This is a genomic window from Bacillus sp. FDAARGOS_1420, from assembly GCF_019344915.1.
In the GTDB taxonomy this organism is placed as follows: domain Bacteria; phylum Bacillota; class Bacilli; order Bacillales; family Bacillaceae_G; genus Bacillus_A; species Bacillus_A mycoides.
The window spans coordinates 277,085-297,755 of record NZ_JAHWJB010000002.1 but is presented as its reverse complement, the minus strand read 5'-3'; the positions used below and the strand labels follow the sequence as shown (position 1 = coordinate 297,755).

The following is a 20,671-nucleotide window of genomic DNA, read 5'->3' as shown; positions in this document are numbered from 1 at the left end:
TTACATAACGAACGTTAGTTTGCTATCACAATTGTATTATAGGACGATAAAAAAGACAAACATACTCGTTTGTCTTTTCCTTATACTTCATTTTATTATATCAGCCTTTTGAAAAATTCGTTTGCACCTCTTGAATCGGCCAATATCGTAAATCAACTTTACCGACAACTGTATCAGCTTTCACAAAGCCGAAGTGCCTACTATCCCAACTACCAAGGCGGTTGTCACCAACTACAAAAATAGAACCGGGTGGTACAAACTTTTCTTTCGTTAATTCTTCTAATTTAAAATCACCTGTTAATTGCCGGCCATTCGTCTCTTTCTTATACGTCTCTAAATAAGGTTCCTCCACGAATTGTCCGTTTATATATAATTTATCATGCTTATATTCGATATGATCCCCAGGTAAACCGATAATTCGCTTTACATAGTCCTCTTTTTTATTCGCATGAAAAACGACGACATCAAATCGATTCAAGTCCCCTACTTGATAACTCACCTTATTCACAACGAGCATATTTCCATCTTGCAATGTCGGCATCATTGACTTCCCCTCTACAACGTACGTTGAAAAGAAAAACGTTCGAAAAAATACAGCTAATAGTACACCAATTAAAATTGTTCTTATCCACTCTAGCCCTTCTTTTTTCAAAGTTTTCTTCATTCGCTTCTCCCCTCGCCCTTTAATAATGAAGCTTGCATTTATAAAGTGAAACTTAATCGGTGGGGGTTTTGTTCATCCCCCACCGATTATTAGCCCGCACCAATCGGGCATTTACGGGCAGTTTGATCTCCCACCTAACTTCTTTGCTTCAGTCGAATTTTTTGGTGGGAGTTTTATTGCCCTCAAATAGCGGGACAAAGAAGACTTTTCCTACTGTAGTTCTAACTTTACTTCAATTTTTTTACCGACATACCATAAAATAAAAATAACAACGCCCACAATAACCGATTTCACCGGCTTATGAATAAATGACACTAAATCATGACCGATATACGTTAAAATAAAGATCATAACAAGCTTTCCAAATGCTAATGCTAGTCCAAACTGTTTTACGCTAATGCGAGATAAACCAGCTACAACGTTTATAAGCGCAGATGGTGTGAACGGAAAACAAAATATAACAAAGATTGGCGCGAACCCTTTTCTTTCAATCCATCCCATCGCTTTTCGCACTCTCTCATGCTTATTTACAAAAGAAAAGAAACGACTTCTTCCAAAGCTACGAATAATGAAAAATACAAGCATTGCACCAATTACTGACCCAATCCATGAATAAAGAAAACCGAACCAAAAACCAAATGCAACAGCATTCGCCAACACAAACACAATGAGTGGCAATGCCGGAATAAGCGCCTCTATCATCGGTAAGCCAATACCGAGAAGCGGTCCGAACGCACGATAACTTTCAACAATATGATCCATATTTTCTGGTGAAAAATACTCTTTGATTGTTTGAAAATCCATTCTACACTTTACCCCTTTACTCTAATTACTACCTCTACTGTATCATCGCTTAAATGAAAGAGGAAATGGTAGATACGACATATGGAGATGTATTTATTAAAGTTTCCATATCATTCGCTAGAATTCCTTCATTATTATGCTATGATAATCTTTCAATATTCGACAAGGTTTGTTGTACGTTTGGTTGTTTGAGGAACAATATTTTTTGATAATTTTTTCAGTAATCTTCTGAATACATCGACTACAATTTGATTTTTATCGACTTTCCGACAAAAACAGACAAATAAAAAGGATGAGTCTCCCCATCCTTTCCCTCTCACACTTCGCCTTCCTTCACAAAATACACTTTCTCATATGCTGGTGTTAATTTAGATTCTTCATTTTTATCAATCTCTTTAAAGCAAGGATTTCCTTGTTTTTTCTTACGATCTTCATACTCTGTCCGTAATTTCGCTGTACGATTTTGCTGATTTTCAAAGCTACTTTTTGACATTTCTAGTTTCACAGCGAAACCATTTATAAATCTAATAATAAGATTTCCATCTTTTAATTCTTTATTATCTTCAATATGAAAATGAGATAACCACGCACACTCTTTTCGAGAATAAGAATACGTAGGGAAAAAATAAAGTTGATCTGTCGGGCTAATTGCGATAGGAGCTTTATGTGTAATACGAGTTAACTCCTTCGTTCCTTCTTTTCTTCCAAAGAAACTAGAACCATGCTTCCGGCAACTTCTCTCTATAATATCAAGAGGCTTTTGAAATACGAAAAAAGAATCTTCCATTTCAACAATTCGCGTAACAACTTTTTTTTCTCCTAGAACAACAGGAAGTAAGGCCATTGTATTTTTGCTTACAACATAGTTTTCGACATAACGTTCTACTTTACTTTCCATAGTCTACTGTCTGCTACTACAAATATAGGCAAATGTATATCCTTAGAGTATGTAGTTTTTGCACGCTAAGAATACTTTTATCTATACTCGCTCTTTTGTTAGTAACAGATTTTTCACCTCTCTTTTTTTAATTTTCGATTGCTATTTAATTTCCCTTCTTCATTTCCCTTTTATAGTAGCACCTACGAAAAGGAAATGGTTTACATTCCACGATTCTTTACAAATACTTATAATAAATCAAATATAATACAAATCTGTTAATAATGATATATGAATATCAAAGGAATAATCTGTATAAAAAAAGGATTCTATATACGAAAAAAGAATTTATATCATTTGTAATATGTTTAACACACTCCCCTTTTCATATAATTACAGCAATTAATTTTGCTATAATTAAAATATAAATCAAATATACGGAGGTCTCTCATGGAAGAAAATCAAGATCATCCAACAATTCAAATGAAAAATAGTAGCATTGTTATCGTAAAAAATTCAGCGAGTATTATATTCGGTTTATTTTTTATTTTACTGTTCTTCGCGAAGCCTTTTCGTAAATCTAAATGTCCAGAATGCAAGAAACGTGAAAAGAAAAAAGCTGTGAAAGAACACTAAAAGGCTTTCCTTTACAGGAAAGCCTTTTTACATACTGATTACCATTTCCTTCATTCTCAAAAAAACCTACTATTTTTTCTTCCAAGATTCTCTGTATCTCTTTCAACCTGTACTATGATTATATATGGTTCTTGATCTAAATAACGAGAATGAGACTTCCTCAGATCAATTACCGTCACTTTATCATTTTCATAAGTTTTCGAGTACGCCTTTATTTCTTCAATCGTACTTTTTAGGCTGTCTTTATTACTAATATAAATATCGTATATCTCAACAACAAAAAAAAGGATGGCATAAGCCATCCTTTTTTCTATAATAAACTATAAAATTATAGTTTGATTACGTTTTTAGCTTGAGGTCCACGGTTGCCATCTTCGATTTCGAAGCTAACTTTTTGGCCTTCTTCTAAAGATTTGAAACCATCAGTTTCGATTGCAGAGAAATGTACGAATACATCGTTTTCGCCTGGAACTTCGATGAAACCGAAGCCTTTTTCGTTGTTAAACCATTTTACTTGTCCTGTAACTGTCATAATTATTTCCTCCTAAGAAAATACATTTTATTATTTAGTCTTCATGTATAAAAAAAGAATCCACACATTATCAAATTCGAAACATAAACTAGTTCTCACATACTTTTCCCCGTTTGTTTTCGGCACTTGATAATATATGGATTGCTTAATTTAATTATTCAACTGGTATTATCATAGCATACTTAAAATAGAATGTACAATCCTTTTTAAAAATAAAGTTTCTAAATTTTAGTATTTTTTATAAAATATAACCACACCTATTCTAATAAGGAGGCGTGTATGACAGAAATAATCCCTAAAAAAACATTAAAGAGAATTGAAAAAGATATTGAAAATAACAACCTTGGAAAAGCAAGAGATAGATTACACGGATTAATCGCTACTTATCCGAATGAATTAGAAATTAGGAAAAAACTCGGTGACATTTACTTTACATTACAATACCCAGAAATGGCTGGACGGTATTGGTATCTTGAAAAAGAGAAAACAGATGTTATGCACGCAGCATGTCTACAATTTGAAAAATCGATGGGAAACGACTCTTATCATATTGTACGTGCTTTAAAATTCAAAGGAGATCGTAACATTATTACAGGACTACACACCGAACGTCCCTTACAGCCATTGCAGAAAAAAGTGATAGAGAAACTAATTGATGATTATGAAGAAACATGGAAAGACAAACTATTTACATGGGGCTGTCTATCATTATTCGCATTCCTTCTTTTTACTGCTATTATTGGTATATTCACTATATTGGATTGGATATTTTAAATAGAAGTGAACGTCCCACAATACGACGACAAATAAAATCACATCCACTTTCCGACAAAGTTTAACAATGTCAGCGACGTAATAATAAATAAGAAAAGTGCCCCAAAAATTTTTTTGGGGCACCTACTTATACCTTTATTTCGTAAACTGTTCTTCTTCTGTGGATCCTTTTAGAGCAGTCGTTGATGAAGTACCGCCTGTAATCACTTGTGCTACTTCATCAAAGTATCCTGTTCCTACTTCGCGTTGATGGCGCGTTGCAGAGTAACCGTATTTCTCTGCTGCGAACTCTGCTTGTTGTAATTCAGAGTACGCTGCCATGCCGCGCTCTTTATAACCACGCGCTAATTCAAACATGCTGTAATTTAACGAATGGAATCCAGCAAGCGTTACGAACTGGAATTTATAACCGTACGATGCAATTTCTTTTTGGAAGTTTGCAATCGTTTTTTCATCTAATTTTTGTTTCCAGTTAAAAGAAGGGGAACAGTTGTAAGCAAGTAGCTTCCCTGGATATTTCTTATGAATTGCGTCCGCAAAGCGTTTTGCATCTTCTAAATTTGGCTCCGACGTTTCACACCAAACCAGATCTGCATACGGCGCATACGCTAAACCACGTGCAATTGCTTGATCAAGACCTGCTTTCGTATGATAAAACCCTTCTGGCGTTCTTTCACCTGTAATAAACTCTTGATCAACTGGATCGATATCGCTCGTAATTAAATCTGCCGCATCTGCATCTGTTCTTGCAACGATAATTGTTGGTACACCCATTACATCCGCAGCAAGACGTGCCGAAATTAAATTACGCACCGCTGTTTGCGTCGGTAATAATACTTTTCCGCCTAAATGCCCGCATTTTTTCTCTGAAGATAATTGGTCTTCAAAGTGCACGCCAGATGCACCCGCTTCAATCATCCCTTTCATTAATTCAAATACGTTTAACTGTCCACCAAACCCAGCTTCAGCATCCGCCACAATTGGGACGAAATAATCTGTATCACCGCTACCTTCCATATGCTGAATTTGATCAGCACGTTGAAGTGTTTGGTTAATTCGTTTTACAACAGCTGGCACACTGTTCGCCGGGTATAAGCTTTGGTCAGGATACATATGTCCAGAAAGGTTCGCATCTGCCGCTACTTGCCAACCGCTTAAATAAATTGCTTTTAATCCAGCCTTCACTTGTTGCATCGCTTGGTTTCCTGTTAATGCCCCAAGTGCATTAATATAATCTTCTGTATGAAGTGATTTCCAAAGCTTCTCTGCACCGCAGCGCGCTAACGTATATTCAATATCAATCGATCCGCGCAGACGAATTACATCTTCAGCTGTATATGGACGTGTTATCCCTTTCCAGCGCGTATCTAGTTCCCAGCTTTCCTGCAATTTATCAATTCTTTCGTTTTTCATATGTTCCATCCCCTTTTCTTGTTTCTTATAAAATTTCATAACCCGGTAATGTTAAAAACGGCATGAACTCGTTATTACGAACAAGGTTTGTAAACAGTTTTGTAGCCTCTTCAAATCTCCCCTTATTAAATGCTTCCTTACCAATCTCTCTTTCTATTTTTGCTAGTTCTTCTTCTTTCAATTCTTCCATCAATTTAAAAGTGATATTACGGCCATCACTGAGCTTTCCACCCTCATGACGAATCCACTGCCATACTTGTGCTCTTGATATTTCCGCTGTTGCCGCATCTTCCATTAAGTTATAAATTGGAGCTGCTCCTCTCCCGCTTAACCAAGATGCAATATATTGAATACCGACGTTAATATTCGTGCGAAGACCACCTTCTGTAATCGTTCCCATCGGTACTTCTAATAAATCCTTTTCTGTTACACGTATTTCTTCACGCTTTCTAAAAATTTGATTTGGCGTTTTCATTATGTGATTAAATACTTCCATTGCAACCGGTACAAGTCCCGGGTGGGCAACCCAAGTCCCATCATGACCGTCTAAAGCTTCGCGCTCCTTATCAGCACGCACTTTCTCGAAAGCTGCCTCATTTGCTTCTGGATCATTTTTAATTGGGATTTGCGCCGCCATCCCTCCGATTGCTGGCGCGTTACGACGATGACACGTTTGAATAACTTTCAAAGAATACGCGCGCATAAACGGCGCTGTCATCGTGACTTGCGCTCTATCCGGAAGTAAAAATTCATTATGATTACGGAAGCTCTTTAAGAAACTAAATATATAATCCCATCGTCCGCAGTTTAAACCAGCAGAATGATCTCTTAGTTCATACAAAATTTCATCCATTTCAAATGAAGCGTGAATCGTTTCTATTAACACAGTCGCTTTAATCGTTCCATTCGGAATACCGATATACTTTTGAGCGAATATGAAAACGTCATTCCATAATCTTGCCTCTAAGTAACTTTCCATTTTCGGTAAGTAAAAGTACGGGCCACTTCCTTTTGCTAAAAGCGTCTTCGCATTATGGAAAAAGTACAATCCAAAATCCACCAAACTGCCAGACATGTTCTTGCCGTCAACTTGCATATGCTTTTCTTCTAAATGCCACCCTCTCGGACGCACAATTAATACAGCTGTTTTATTATTTAAACGATATTCTTTTCCGTTTTCATTTTTATGTGAGATCGTTCTCACAGCAGCATCTCGTAAGTTAATCTGACCTTCGACAGCATTTCTCCAAGTTGGTGCATTCGAATCTTCAAAGTCTGCCATAAAAAGATGTGCTCCTGAATTTAAAGCGTTAATGACCATCTTTCTATCCACCGGACCAGTAATCTCCACGCGGCGATCCTCTAAATCTTTCGGAAGCTGGACGATTGTCCAATCCCCTTCACGTATATGCTTTGTCTCTTCTAAAAACGTAGGAAACTCCCCCGCATCAATTCTTTTTTGTTTCTCCACACGCTTTTGTAAAAGTTCCGTGCGGCGTTCATTAAAATTTTCATGCAGTTCCTTTAAAAAACTAAGCGCCTCAGGTGTCAATATTTCGTTGTACGCTGGTAACATTTCTCCGGCCAGTGTAACCCGTGAAGTTTGCGTCGACATATTAGCATCCCCTTTTTAAACTGTCTTATAACAGATTTGATTTTATGTTTTATATTATATAACAAATCTTCAGAAAAGGAAGTTTTTTTTGAAAATTTAATGGTTTTTTTACAAAACTGTGTTTATCCATTATGATTTCAAGCAAAAAAAGAGTCAGTGTTATATAACACTGACTCTTTTTTATTATTTATTCAAAAATTGTTTTAAATAAGAACTGCGCATATTGTTCACGTGTTACTTTCATGTTTGGAGCAAAGTTTCCAGTTCCATCTCCTACAGAAATACCATTTGAACCTACTGCATTAATCGCATTGTATGCCCAATGTCCTTTCGGTACATCTTTAAATCCTTGTGTTCCTTTTACTTCTAATTCATATGCTACTGTAAGCACTTGAGCCATTTCTGCACGTGTTAGTGTATCTTTCGGTCTAAAGTTTCCAGTTCCATCACCGTTAAAGATACCTACCTCTGTTAATACTAAAATTTCTTCTAAGAACATTGTTGATTTTTCATTAATATCTTTGTATGGATTCTCAAGGATATCGCCTTCCTCGAATACTTCACTGAAATCGATAGTACGATAAATTAAAGCAGCTACTTGTTCACGAGTTATGTTATGTCCAAAACCGAACACGCCATTTCCATAACCAAGCATAATTTCTTCTTGTGCTAAAGTTTGAATTGCTTCGTAAGACCAATGTCCTGCTGGTACATCTTTAAAGATAGCCTGACTTGCTTGTTGTGGCTTAGGCTTAGCAGCTACTTCAGCATTCGCTGTAGCGCCTTCAGCACTAAATGCAACTCCACCCATAATTGTTAAAGCTGTTGCTACTTTTAATATCTTTTTCTTCACTGTATTCTCTCCCTAAAAAAAACATATTTTTTTCTAATATAAAGAATTTATGGAAAAGTAACAATACACTTATCCATATAATGTTTGTCTAATTTGTGAACTGTATTTCATATACTTATCTTTATACTTAATTAACAATAAAGTTACTAAATCGTACTTTTTTTCAATAAAAAGTAACTATAATTAACCTATTTTTTCCATAAATACTAACCATGGAACTATGAACAGCAGAATAAATATACAGATAAACAATTTAAAATAAGAAAAAAGCGCGTAATTTCCGCGCTTTTTTTAAAGAAATATGATATATTAATATAATTTTATTTTTCTTGTACTATATTTTTAAAAACTTCCGTTTCATGTTATTCATCTTTCAAATTAAAATTAATAATAGCTTTATATAAAAATGTTGCATATTGCTCACGTGTTACAATTTTATGCGGTTCAAACTTTCCATTTCCTGTTCCTACTATGACATTATTAGATTGCAAGGCACTAATTGCATTTTTCGCCCAGTAATTATTTGGTACATCTTTAAATGTATGCTGTTGCTTCACTTCAAATGAAAATGCCTGTGTAAGAACTTGCGCTACTTCTGCACGTGTAATTGTTTCCCTAGGTCTAAAGTTCCCCTTCTCATCACCTTTAAAAATACCGCGCTCTGTTAATGCTAAAATTTCATCTGGAAACATTGTTGATCTTTCAGAAATATCCTTATAAGGATTTTTTAATGGGCCTTCATGTTTTATATTAAGTGCGCGATACAGTACTGCCGCCACTTGTTCACGTGTTACGTTATCACCTACACCAAACTTTCCATTTCCATAACCTAGCATAATTTTATTATATGCCGCATCTAGAATATAATCATATGCCCAATGGTTTACTGGGACATCGTCAAATACAATCATTTCAGGATATTCTTCTGCTTTTATGTTAGGAACATTTGCACTTACCAATAATCCACCCATAATAGTCGCTGCCGCCATTATACGGAACATTTTTTTCTTCATAGTCCTCGCTCCTTCATTTCCACTTTATTAAAAGTGGAACATAATAGACTAAATTCTTTCCCCATATTACATATGCTGTATTTGCAAGCCCTATGTAATATATTGCATTTTTAACATCTATTATTTTGAAGATTACTAGGAGAGCCAATTCGCTCTCAATTCCAATTGGTATTCTGAATTGCATGCAAATCATTTGAAGAAATATTCTTATCTTTGCGCTCTAGTTTCTCTGTTTGATTTTCAAAAAGGATAAACAAAAGCTTTTGCAAAGATGTTATATATACAATATTCTACTATCTACTAATCAAGTCCTTCACTTATAAAAATTTCACTTTATAGACAAAAAAAGCGCAAATATCATATTTGCGCTTTTTTCAATCTTCATAGATTAATCGTTTGCGTAGAATCTATGAATTGCATTATTTAAGAACTTCGCATACTGTTCACGGGTTACAAGTTTTTCTGGTTCAAATAAAGTGAAACTTTAATCAGTGGGGGTTTTGTTCATCCCCCATTGATTATTAGCTCTCACCAATCGGGCGTTTACGGGCAGCAGGGCTTCCACCTAACTTCTTTGCTCCATCTAAATTTTGAGGTGGGAGTTTTACTGCCCACAAATAGCGGGATAAACCATTACCAGTTCCAACTATAGCTTTATTAGATTGTAAAGTGCTTATCGTATCTTTAGCCCTATCGTTTTCTGGTATGTCAGTAAATGTATGTTTTTCTTTCACTTAGAAAACCTTTATTTCTAAAAACTTCACCTTTCAGACAAAAAAGTACAAGTATAATCTACTTGTACTTTTTTTATACTCTTATTTATTCCCATTTCCCTGGTGAATTATAAATTGCTTGTTGTAAAAACTTAGCGAATTGCCCACGTGTAACGAGCATTTCAGGCTCGAACTTACCATCTCCGGTTCCTACCACGACTTTATTAGACTGCAATGCACTAATTGCATCTCTTGCCCAATAGTTTTCTAGTATATCTGTAAATGTATGCGGATGCTTTGCTTTTAACGTATATGCTTTCGTTAGAATTTGTGCTAATTCTGCACGAGTCAATGTTGCTTTCGGACGGAAATTCCCATTTTCGTCTCCTTTAAAAATACCAAGGCTTGTTAAATGTAAAATTTCGTAAGGGAACATTGTTGATTTCCCACTAATATCTCCATATGGATTCTCTTCAAATGGACTTCTTTTTAAATTGAGTGCGCGATGTAGTACTGCTGCTGCTTGTTCACGTGTTATATTATCTTCTACCCCAAACTTACCGTTTCCATATCCATACATAATACGGTGATATACTAAATTCATAATTTCATTATAAGCCCAATGATCATTTGCTAAATCATCAAATTCTAGCATAATATCAGGTGGAGGTGGAGATTGTTGAATTCCATCTGTATTTGCTGAAACAATATTACAGCTAACAAATATCCCCCCTATTAAAGTTAATGATGTCGCTATCTTTAATAACTTTTTCATCTCTCTCATCCGCCTCTTCCTTTATTTTCCCACTTTTATATTGCACAAAAAATAAGAAAATTCTCAATACGATAGGAGGTAATTTTTCACACTTCATAATACGTATTTTCTTTTACCACCACTTTTTCATCCTTCGTTTTTCGAAAAGTAAATGCCATTCCTACAAATATAAGAATAATCCCTACAATTTGCATACTAGTCGGTCTAAAACCGGTAAAGATCGTATCTAACAAAATTGCAACAGCAGGATCTAAAAACACTAATACAGAAATAAGTCTCGTCGGTAAATCTCTTAAACTGTCAAAAAACAAGTAATATACAAACCCAGTATGTATAAGGCCTGTCGCTGTGATCATCATCCAGTTCATCTCTGTTAATCCTTGAAATTTCCCGAAATCTACGAATGGTAGCAATAAAAATATGCCTAAAAACGTTTGTAAAAAGGTCATCGCATATGCGCTCGTATGCTGAATCCCCTTTCCTAGTAACGTGGTAAAAGCATAAAATAAAGCCGCAAGAAGTGCCCATACCATTCCAGATGACATTAATTTCTCAAGCGACATACTACCGTCCACTCCAGCTACTAGCACTGTGCCGATAAAACAAATAACAATGGACATAACAGCAAATACTGTAAGTCTCTCTTTAAATACGATACTACCGATCATTAATACGATAATTGGAGCGAGATGATACACTGAAATCGCAATTGTAATCGACATGAGTTCAAACGCTTTAAATAAAAACACCCAGTTAAAAACGAGAAATACGCCACATGCTAATATTTGCACAATTTCTTTTTTATTCCATTTCTCATTTTTATATTGTCCTGTCGCAAACCAACATAGCGTTAAAAATAAAGTCGCACAAATACAACGAATAAATACTAATTCAAAAGATGGTAAACCCGTTTGGACAGAAAAAAATCCAATCGATCCGAAAATAGACATCGAAAGGATCATTTTTATAGCCGGCATTGATTTTGAATGAAACAATTTTCTCCTCCCCCTACAATCATCTCTTTATAAACTAAAAATTCTAAAAACATTACATATCATTATATATCACAATTGAAAAACTGTAAAAAAATAGAATGTAAAGAGTAGAATTCACACCAAATTTTCATAATAAAAAAATCATCCTTTATTTCTTATAAAGGATGATTTCTTTGCTATTTATTCAGAGGAATTTCACTATATACAAACTTAAATATACTATTTTTGAAGAGTAAATTGTGAAACAATCTGCTTTAATCCTCCTGCTACGCTATGCAGATGCTCAATTGAAACTGAGATTTCTTGAACTGATTTTTCTTGCTGATGAATAGACTCTTTTACCCTATCAGTTCGATCAGATGATCTTTGGGAAATTTGAGCCATGTCTTCTGCAGAAGCAGAAATCTCCTCACTACTCGCTGCAATTTCATCTGTAGACATAGATACAGTTTGAATTTGATTAGATACTTGCTGCACTTTTTCAGTGATTTTTCCAAATACTTTTTCTGTATTCATCACTACTTGTGTACCTGCCTGTACCTCATTATCTACTTTCCCCATCATGTCTACCGTATGGTTCGTTGTTCCCATAACTTGAATAATAAGTTTCTCAATTTGTTTTGCAGAATCACTAGATTGTTCTGCTAATTTTCTTACTTCATCTGCCACAATTGCAAATCCTCTACCACTTTCTCCAGCACGTGCAGCCTCAATTGCGGCATTTAATGCTAATAAGTTAATCTGAGAGGTAATACCTTGCATAACATCAATGATTTTAACAATCTCTTCTGATTGTTCCTTCATAGTCTCAACTTGTTTGACACCGCTATGTACTGAATTTTGGATTGTATCCATCTGTTGAATCATTTGTTTCATTAATTTGTTACCACTCTCTGCATCTAATGCTGATTGAGCAGACAATTCATTCACAGAGGATGATGTATTCACTATACTCTGCATTCCTTGTGTCAACTCTTCCATCGCACCCGCAGTTTGCTCCATTGCTTGCATTTGACTCTCTGCACCATTTGCAACTTCTTCAATATCTATAGTGATTTTCTTCGCTGCACCACTAGATACTTCCGATGCAGATACTACTCCGTCTGCATGTTGGAATAAAAGCTGAATATTATTATCTACTTCTTGCATATTTGCTCTTAGCCCTGCAATCATCTCGTTAAAATCACTTACTAATAAGCCCAATTCATCTTTAGCATTATAATCACCATATACAGTTAGATCCCCTTCTTTTGCTCTTTCCATCATACGACTAACCGTTTGTAAAGGAGCAACTATAAGCTTGCTAATAATATAACTTACTATACATATAACGATTGTAGTAACTACTGCAAGAATGATAAAAGTAATAACGGACTGATCTATCATTTTTTGAGAATCTTTAAATACTTGATCAGCTAAGTTTGAAACATATGCTTCTAGATCTACCGCATAACTAGCTAACTCTACTCCCTTTGGTTTTAATTCCTTATGAAATTCGTTTACCAGCTGGGGTTCGTTTGTCACCTTCGCTTTTTCAAACAACTTTTTATATGTATCCATATAACTTGGCAAAGATTTCTTCATCTTCTGAAACAGTTCATCCTCTTGCTTACTTAAATTAACGCCATCATCATATTCTTTTAATAAAGAATCATATTTCTTTAGATCCTTTTCAACATTACCAATAATCCCCTCTTTATTTGTCCCCTCATTTTGTGACACTGTAATTAATTCTAGTAAGTTATATTCTAGTGAATTTTGTGTACGAAGCATCCCTTCTAATAAAATTGCTGAATTTTGATAATCATCTACGACAATTTCCGTATCATACTTAATCTGATTAATTGAATTAACTGCTACACAACTCATAATTACCATGCCCAAAACTGCTAATGAGATAAGCGAGAGTAATTTATGTTTCACTTTTAAATTTTGTAAAAAATACATATTTCCACCTTTATTCCTTTATATATAGATTTTTAGAATTTTATAGCTTATTATTTACAAAATCACAATAAAAAGCAATGATAAATATTCCCATTCTCAAACTTATATTTTTATAGAAAGAAAGAAGTAGCATAATCGCTACTTCTTTCTTTCTTTTTTCTGTTTTTCATATTGTTCAAACGTATGAATTCTTTCGAAAATTGGTGGATGTGTATATAAGAAAAACTTCACTAACGCAGGCGGATTCACTTGGCTTAAACTTGTTTTTGATAAATATTGAAAAGTTTTCACACCTGATTTTCCATCTTTCGTCATGTCTAGAGCGTATTGATCTGCCGCCCGTTCCTCTATACGAGAAACGTAGTTTGTTGCTGGTTGTGCTGCAAAAGATAATAAAGAGGAAATTAAGAAAAATAAAGGTAAAATTGAGAAACATGCTAATTTTGGAATTTGCAGTGTATCTCCCCATTTTCGAATACACATATTTATAATACGACTAATTAAATACATACCTATAAACGATAGCAACACATAGCTCGCAACGCCCCAATATATATGTTTCATTACGTAATGTCCCATTTCATGAGCCATTATAAATAAAATCTCTTTATCTTTTAATTGCTTAAGCGTCGTATCCCACATTACAATGCGAGAGTTAAGGCCAATTCCCGTTACGTACGCATTTAACGAATTCGTTTTTTCCGACATATTTACTTCATATACGTGCTTAGCTGGAATATCAGCTTTATCTGCCATTGTCAAAATTTTCGTTTCTAATTCTTTATTTTTTAGCGTCGAGAAATCATTGTAAAGTGGATCAATAATAACAGGTTGCACGAACGTTAAAAAGATTGTAAATGGTACAGAGAGCGCCCATCCTGCTAACCACCATCTCTTCGGGAATTTACGGATAAGCCATAAAAGAACTGTAACAATGAGTAACATAGTCGCATAATTCACCCAAAAATCGATAACATGATCTTTTATCCAGCTTTGTGTACTTTGCGTGGAAATGCCGTAATCAACGGACACTTTACGCCCGATCCACTGCATCGGTAATGCAAGAACTGTTGTTAGTAGTGATAAATAAAAGAAATAAATCGCAACTTGTAAGACATTTATTTTGGTCGTTTCCTTCGACCATTTCTCAAACTTTTTTGAAATACCGAGCACGAGTACAAATAATAAAATAATCCATTCAAGAGGCGTCGCTAAAAAGAACAGTAAATTTTTCACACGCGAATAATCTTGACTTAGCGTAAGCTCCCTCGCATTCATAAAAGTTTCTGGATCTGCACTCGTTCCTTTATACATGTCCGGAATGAGTTCATGATTCCATCCAAATAAATACCAATATATAAGTAATGCAAACCCAACGTACAAAAAAAGCGACCACCCAATAACTTTCCTCACGCTATTCCCTCCTCTATGCTGCCTGTCTATTATTATTGTAAGTTCGTACTTTCAAAATTAGAACAAGCTAATCGTGATAATTGTTCTAGCTCGTTCAATTTACAAAAAAAAACTCTTCTATTACAAGAAGAGTTTCACCTATTTCCTTCGGCTCATAATCTAGTATAAGAAATGTACTTACAAACCAGTGCCTTTTACATATCGTATATATTCATAGTCCTTAAAATCCTTCTTAAGGAAGTACATCTATTAACAAACTAAAATCTTGCAAAGAAAATGAACTATATTTCATAATACCTTGTACAGTTAAAAGTAAAATAAGACCCATCACACACATATAATTAATACTTTCTTCATGCTTTTTCTCAGCAACTACTCCGCCCGTTATGCATAGAACCCCTAATAAATGGAGAGCTAAATACATAAAGAAATACGCTTCCTCCCAGCGAAAAATAACATTGACTGTCGTTATCAGCACTATACTAAGCACAATCAAATAAAAAAACTTATTTGATGATATTGTTTCATTCATATAATTTTATACATCCCTTTCAAATTTCGAATTAATGATGTTTCAAGGCTATAAAGTAAATGATTGCTTTCATGCCATAAAACAAAAGGAAAGCCACCATTACTTTCTCGAATACTTTATGAACCCACATATACTTCTCTTCATTTTTTTTGAAGATGCGCTTCATCATTTCTTCTACAATTAGACCAAATATTAGTAAAACCCCTAACACAATAAGAAGAGAAATAATATTTTCTTTTACATGAGTACTAGAAAATAAGTAATACTCTGGAAACACAATTGTATCTACTACAGGTTGCACCCAATGACAAACGCTTTTATCACACATATCTGTAAGAGACGTAGACTCTATAATGTCTTTCAATATTTTTTCAATCGTCTTCTTCATCTCATTTATCCCCCACTACGTCTGAAAAACGCTTTTCCTGCTCTACATATATAGCCGGCATTTCTTTATTCCAATATTTGCGGTTAACAAATAAAAAGATGAGTACTAAGTTTAATCCCGTTATAAAAATAATAAGTCCTGGAAAGAACGTCGTATAATTTGAGAAATCTGCAAAACTCATTATCTCTTCTTTATTTATTAGAAAAGAAACGCCGATTACAAGCGCATTGTTTAACATATGAATAGCAATTGGCATGAGTAAGCTTTTCGTACGAATATATACGATTGATAGTACGATGCTAAACACAACTGCACCAAGGAAATCAACATGTAAGCAAGCAAATAAAAGTGCTACAACGACCATTGCTATACTAGTACCCCATTTCGCTGCAAAACGCTGTAGTAAAAATCCTCGAAAAACAAATTCTCCGACAATAGGCGCGATAAATACAACCCTAATAAATTGAAATACATATCCCCCGGTACTATCTATAATCGGTTCATGCAAGGCATTCATAATAAAATCTGGTGTAATCCATGCAAAGCTGTACATATATAAAATAAGATAGCCGTAACTAAACATACAAAGCATAATCGCGATGTACAAAACTTGCACTAGGTTAAATGTTTCGTTTCTATTAATAAATAATGAAAATGAAACACGATGCTTTCTATATCCGTAAAAAATCCATATTATTGGAAGGATATAAAATATAAGCATATTTATAAAAGATGAATTTTGTATATGAAATGTACTTTCTAGCAATTCATTACTGCTTCGTGCTATTAAAATTAATAGTGCAAATACAATTAAAAAATATCTAGCTCGCATCGTTTGAAACGGATTCACATTCATCTCCTCCCCATGTTACTTTTATCATATCATTTGAATCTTAATTTTTTGTGAAAGAAAACCTTAAAATTTTCTTAAAAATTCCATAAGTTACAAAAAGATGATATGATATTCGAGGAAATTAGGAGGGATTCATATGTATCACGCAAATATTCTACTCATTGATGATGAAACAGCAATTTTACAATTACTAACTACCATTCTTGAAAAAGAAGGTTTTTCTCATATTACAACTGCAACATCTGCGGAAATAGCCTTATCTCTCACCGAGCAAAACAATTACGATTTAATTATTTTAGATGTAATGCTTCCTGGACAATCCGGTTTTGACATTTGTCCAATCATTCGCCAAAAAACGGATTGCCCTATCTTCTTCCTAACAGCAAAAACATCTGATGTAGATAAAATTTCCGGATTTTCATACGGTGCGGATGATTACATTACGAAACCATTTAATCCACTAGAAGTAGTCGCTCGTATGAGAGCTCAACTCCGAAGACATATGAAACAAAACATACAAGAACAAAGAATATACTCCTTTTCTTTTGGGAGATTTGAAATTGACCAACATTCTGCGGAACTAACAGTAGATGGAAATGTTGTCGAATGTTCCGCTCAACTCTTTCAACTACTACTATTCTTTTGTGAGAATCCGAACTACGTATTTTCGAAGGAAGAATTATATGAAAAAGTTTGGGGAGCACCTGCCTATAATGGAGATGATAATACTGTTATGGTTCACATTCGAAAACTACGTGAAAAAATTGAACAAGATCCAAGTAAACCAGAATACATAAAAACAGTTCGTGGACTTGGCTATAAGTTCATTACAAAGTAGGTTAAAGATATGAATTTTAATAAACGACTTATAATCCAGTTTATTTTACAACACGTTTTTGTCTTAGTTACGTTACTTATCGCAGTAATTGCTTCTTTTTCTTATTTAATTTTTCTTCTTAATAGTACTTTATATGAACCTAATATTTCTGATTATGATACCTTTACAATCTCCGAATATATTTCTTCTGAAGACAATAACATTACTTTAAAATCTGAGGTAAAAGATTTAATAACAGAAAAGAGTGATTGGCTTCAAATTGTAGATGAAGATGGAAAGGTCCTTTACAACTTTAATACGCCTAACGATGTTCCGACCTCTTACACAAAGACATCCTTACTTACGTATTTACAGAATAGTAACAACAACAATATTTATAAATTTAACTATTGGGAAATTAAATTAGAAAAGAAACCAGTGATCGTTATTTACGGTGCCAAACTAAAAAGTAATGCATTACTAAAAACGATACAACAAGGACACCCTTCTTTGTCATTAAATGAATTTGCATTAACTGAACAAGAAAAACACTTACTTTCTAAAGAAAAAGCAACACTGCAAATATTTAATAACAATGGCGAAGAAGTTTTTTCCTATCCAACTGGGAAGAAAAAAACATTTTCGGCTATAAAAACGGCTCTTAATGAAAAAGAACCGTGGAATTATAAAGAAAATATATCCAGTTTTTACGATTCAAATAGCGGTCATCTCGTCGTTGTATCCGCCCCAAACGCTCATTATTATCCAGATGATGAATTAGATGATATATTTACCAAGAAACTTCTAATCGGATGCAGCTTAATCCTCCTTATTGTGTTTGTTTATTTAGTCATTCTTTCAATTTGGTATGGAAATAAGTTTGGAAAGCCTTTATTACACACGATGCGCTGGCTTAAAAACATAGCCGGAGGAAAATATGAAGAACCTGTTAGTAAAAAAGGCAAACCAGTTCGGTTTCGGCGCTCCGGTAAAGAAAAATGGTCGTTCCGTATATTCAAAGACGTTACAAACTCACTAGAGCACCTTTCTATTACTTTGAAAAAGAACGATGCAATGAGAAAAGTACTGCAACAAACACGTGAAGAGTGGATTACCGGCCTGACGCATGATCTAAAAACACCGCTTAGCTCTATATACGGCTATGCATTATTACTAGAATCGAAGCAATATAATTGGACGGATCAAGACATTGAAAAATTTGGCCATGTAATGAAAGAAAAATCTCAATATATGACTACATTAATTGACGACTTAAGTTTAACATATCAATTAAAAAATGATACGCTTCCTGCGCAACACGTAAATGTTGAAATTAATCAGTTCGTCCGAAAAGTACTATTACAATTTATTAATAACCCGACACTACAAAATCAAAACATTGAATTCGTGCCAAGTTCAAGCAAAATCCAATATTTTATTGAAGAAAAATGGTTCCAACGTATTATCGAAAACCTACTCGCAAACGCTGTAAAACATAATAATGAAACGACAAACGTAATCGTAAAACTTTCGCAAAATGCAAATTCATTTACACTATCTATTTCAGATAATGGAAAAGGCATGGATGATAAAACGAAAGAACTTCTATTCGAGCGATATTACAGAGGAACGAATACAGAAGAAAGCAACATCGGAACTGGACTTGGTCTCGCCATTACAAAACAGCTCGTTCATGCCCATAACGGAACGATTTTCATTGATAGTGAACTTGGAAAAGGAACGACGATTATACTTGTGTTTCCGTTTAGTTCGTAGAAAAGGCGCTATATGGCGCCTTTTTTTCTTTTCTGGGGGAGTTCCACGGTAAATGAAATTATATCGGCGATTTTTTAAATATATCGGCGCAACTCAAAATATATCAGCGATTTTTCAAATATATCGACCGTAACTCGAAATATATCAGCGATTTTCAAGATATATCGATTTGTCGACAAAAATCGTCAAATGTAGCAATCTATATTATAAGAGGATCTGTGTTTCATACTCCTTACAAAAAACAATTCAATATTCCCCCCCCGTATTACGGATAAAAAAGCGAACCTCTCTGGCTCGCTTTTCCTCCTATTATTTCTTCTTCACTGGTATCCAAAGCTCAACTTGAGCGAACTCACTTTTATCTGCATGGCAACGCTCATCGTATTGTTCAAACTCTGTAACTCCGCAATGTTCATATCCTGAATGCGGAAACCATTCTGAGAATACTGCATTCCACGTTTGGTGAATAGACGATACCATTTCTTCATGAGGAACTTTTGGCGTTGTAAATACTGCATATGTCGCCGCAGGGAATGTACGCTTTGCAACTGCATTTGGTACATTTTCAAAGTCTGTAACTTCCATTCCGATAATATAAGTGAAGTCCCCTGTTTCTAAATTAAAATCAGTACATAATCCAAGTTCTACCCATTGGCTCGTATCTTTACGATTCGGAATCGTCGTTCCAAGATCTTTTTGTAAATATTCTTGCCAAAATACTGGGATATCTTGATGGTTTTTTCCTTCTTTACTTGTCGTCTTCAGCTCATAACCCGCCATTAAAAATTCTGGTTTATTTACAATACGATATTCCATTTGTATGCCCCCTAAATATGGATTTAATTTTCTTTGTTTTACATTCACTCTATAATACATTGGTGTTTCAATTTCTTGTTTTCGATATTCACTTGGTGTCATTTGAAATAATTTTTTAAAGGCTCTCGTGAACGTTTCGTGAGATTGAAAGCCATGCTCAAATGCGATATCAATAACTTTTTCATCCGTATGAGAAAGTTGATAAGCTGCCCGGGCTAACCTCCTCTTTCGAACATACTCCATTACTGTATCGCCTACTAACGCCTGGAATACACGATGAAAATGCGACTCAGAAAAACCTGCAACACGTGCTAAATTACGCAGCGTTTGTTTTTCCATTACATCTTCCTCAATATAATCAATTGACCTTTGAATTTGTGTTTCATAGCTTTCCATCTCTGTTCACCCGCCTTATATGTATTATGATAAAAGAGAATCCTATCCAATTCTTGACGTTTTTTACTA

At 34.5% G+C, this 20,671-nt stretch carries 22 protein-coding genes and 1 pseudogene; 4 read left to right on the top strand and 19 right to left on the bottom strand.

What is annotated here, in order from left to right; translation table 11 throughout:
• Positions 1-100: 100 nt before the first annotated feature.
• From lepB to I6L50_RS11730, 4 genes and pseudogenes are all read right to left on the bottom strand, one after another.
• The gene (lepB, locus tag I6L50_RS11745; protein WP_113937649.1) at positions 101-664 is read right to left on the bottom strand and encodes a signal peptidase I; all 564 of its coding nucleotides are present in this window, start codon (positions 662-664) and stop codon (positions 101-103) included.
• Between the two features lie 210 nt (positions 665-874).
• Entirely contained in the window at positions 875-1,468 is a 594-nt protein-coding gene (locus I6L50_RS11740; RefSeq protein WP_002030302.1) for a TVP38/TMEM64 family protein, read from the bottom strand.
• A 316-nt stretch (positions 1,469-1,784) separates the two neighbouring features.
• Positions 1,785-2,366: a competence protein ComK gene (locus I6L50_RS11735; protein WP_002011279.1), complete on the bottom strand. Its 582-nt coding sequence runs from the start codon at positions 2,364-2,366 to the stop codon at positions 1,785-1,787.
• A 49-nt stretch (positions 2,367-2,415) separates the two neighbouring features.
• A pseudogene (locus I6L50_RS11730) lies at positions 2,416-2,493 on the bottom strand (RNA-guided endonuclease TnpB family protein); the annotation flags it as partial.
• 302 nt (positions 2,494-2,795) lie between these two features.
• On the opposite strand from I6L50_RS11730, the gene I6L50_RS11725 reads away from it, so the two are divergent.
• Positions 2,796-2,981 (top strand): hypothetical protein, encoded by a 186-nt coding sequence (locus tag I6L50_RS11725; protein ID WP_219301615.1) that lies wholly within the window; start codon positions 2,796-2,798, stop codon positions 2,979-2,981.
• Between the two features lie 56 nt (positions 2,982-3,037).
• On the opposite strand, the gene I6L50_RS34825 is transcribed toward I6L50_RS11725, so the two are convergent.
• Together I6L50_RS34825 and cspA are read right to left on the bottom strand one after the other, a co-directional pair.
• Positions 3,038-3,283: a hypothetical protein gene (locus I6L50_RS34825; protein WP_100248520.1), complete on the bottom strand. Its 246-nt coding sequence runs from the start codon at positions 3,281-3,283 to the stop codon at positions 3,038-3,040.
• Positions 3,284-3,309: 26 nt separating this feature from the next.
• Complete coding sequence (gene cspA / locus I6L50_RS11720; protein WP_002011282.1) at positions 3,310-3,513, bottom strand: RNA chaperone/antiterminator CspA; 204 nt, start codon at positions 3,511-3,513, stop codon at positions 3,310-3,312.
• A gap of 279 nt (positions 3,514-3,792) precedes the next feature.
• On the opposite strand from cspA, the gene I6L50_RS11715 reads away from it, so the two are divergent.
• Entirely contained in the window at positions 3,793-4,287 is a 495-nt protein-coding gene (locus I6L50_RS11715) for a DUF6584 family protein (protein WP_113937645.1), read from the top strand.
• Positions 4,288-4,422: 135 nt separating this feature from the next.
• On the opposite strand, the gene aceA is transcribed toward I6L50_RS11715, so the two are convergent.
• From aceA to I6L50_RS11655, 12 genes are all read right to left on the bottom strand, one after another.
• Complete coding sequence (aceA, locus tag I6L50_RS11710) at positions 4,423-5,700, bottom strand: isocitrate lyase (protein WP_219301613.1); 1,278 nt, start codon at positions 5,698-5,700, stop codon at positions 4,423-4,425.
• Positions 5,701-5,725: 25 nt separating this feature from the next.
• The gene (gene aceB, locus I6L50_RS11705) at positions 5,726-7,315 is read right to left on the bottom strand and encodes a malate synthase A (RefSeq protein WP_219301611.1); all 1,590 of its coding nucleotides are present in this window, start codon (positions 7,313-7,315) and stop codon (positions 5,726-5,728) included.
• A gap of 187 nt (positions 7,316-7,502) precedes the next feature.
• Positions 7,503-8,168, bottom strand: coding sequence for an S-layer homology domain-containing protein (locus I6L50_RS11700; protein WP_000727132.1), 666 nt, complete (start codon positions 8,166-8,168; stop codon positions 7,503-7,505).
• A gap of 362 nt (positions 8,169-8,530) precedes the next feature.
• A complete protein-coding gene (locus I6L50_RS11695) occupies positions 8,531-9,181 on the bottom strand; it encodes an S-layer homology domain-containing protein (protein WP_219301609.1) in 651 nt (216 codons plus the stop codon).
• Positions 9,182-9,702: 521 nt separating this feature from the next.
• A complete protein-coding gene (locus I6L50_RS35845; RefSeq protein ID WP_219301607.1) occupies positions 9,703-9,915 on the bottom strand; it encodes an S-layer homology domain-containing protein in 213 nt (70 codons plus the stop codon).
• A gap of 85 nt (positions 9,916-10,000) precedes the next feature.
• Positions 10,001-10,678, bottom strand: coding sequence for an S-layer homology domain-containing protein (locus I6L50_RS11685; protein WP_219301605.1), 678 nt, complete (start codon positions 10,676-10,678; stop codon positions 10,001-10,003).
• 77 nt (positions 10,679-10,755) lie between these two features.
• Positions 10,756-11,664, bottom strand: a complete 909-nt coding sequence (locus I6L50_RS11680) for a DMT family transporter (protein WP_219301603.1) — start codon at positions 11,662-11,664, stop codon at positions 10,756-10,758.
• A 219-nt stretch (positions 11,665-11,883) separates the two neighbouring features.
• Positions 11,884-13,611, bottom strand: a complete 1,728-nt coding sequence (locus tag I6L50_RS11675) for a methyl-accepting chemotaxis protein (protein ID WP_219301601.1) — start codon at positions 13,609-13,611, stop codon at positions 11,884-11,886.
• A gap of 138 nt (positions 13,612-13,749) precedes the next feature.
• Entirely contained in the window at positions 13,750-15,024 is a 1,275-nt protein-coding gene (locus I6L50_RS11670) for a M48 family metallopeptidase (RefSeq protein WP_113937638.1), read from the bottom strand.
• A 232-nt stretch (positions 15,025-15,256) separates the two neighbouring features.
• The gene (locus I6L50_RS11665; protein ID WP_219301599.1) at positions 15,257-15,556 is read right to left on the bottom strand and encodes a hypothetical protein; all 300 of its coding nucleotides are present in this window, start codon (positions 15,554-15,556) and stop codon (positions 15,257-15,259) included.
• A gap of 31 nt (positions 15,557-15,587) precedes the next feature.
• On the bottom strand, positions 15,588-15,944 hold the full coding sequence (locus I6L50_RS11660) for a hypothetical protein (RefSeq protein WP_219301597.1): 357 nt from the start codon (positions 15,942-15,944) through the stop codon (positions 15,588-15,590).
• Position 15,945: 1 nt separating this feature from the next.
• On the bottom strand, positions 15,946-16,794 hold the full coding sequence (locus I6L50_RS11655) for a CPBP family intramembrane glutamic endopeptidase (protein WP_219301595.1): 849 nt from the start codon (positions 16,792-16,794) through the stop codon (positions 15,946-15,948).
• Between the two features lie 139 nt (positions 16,795-16,933).
• Here I6L50_RS11655 and I6L50_RS11650 point away from each other — a divergent pair, with 139 nt between their 5' ends.
• Together I6L50_RS11650 and I6L50_RS11645 are read left to right on the top strand one after the other, a co-directional pair.
• Complete coding sequence (locus I6L50_RS11650; RefSeq protein ID WP_219301593.1) at positions 16,934-17,635, top strand: response regulator transcription factor; 702 nt, start codon at positions 16,934-16,936, stop codon at positions 17,633-17,635.
• Positions 17,636-17,644: 9 nt separating this feature from the next.
• Positions 17,645-19,390, top strand: coding sequence for an ATP-binding response regulator (locus I6L50_RS11645; RefSeq protein WP_219301591.1), 1,746 nt, complete (start codon positions 17,645-17,647; stop codon positions 19,388-19,390).
• A 309-nt stretch (positions 19,391-19,699) separates the two neighbouring features.
• On the opposite strand, the gene I6L50_RS11640 is transcribed toward I6L50_RS11645, so the two are convergent.
• On the bottom strand, positions 19,700-20,602 hold the full coding sequence (locus I6L50_RS11640; protein WP_219301589.1) for an AraC family transcriptional regulator: 903 nt from the start codon (positions 20,600-20,602) through the stop codon (positions 19,700-19,702).
• Between the last annotated feature and the right edge of the window lie 69 nt (positions 20,603-20,671).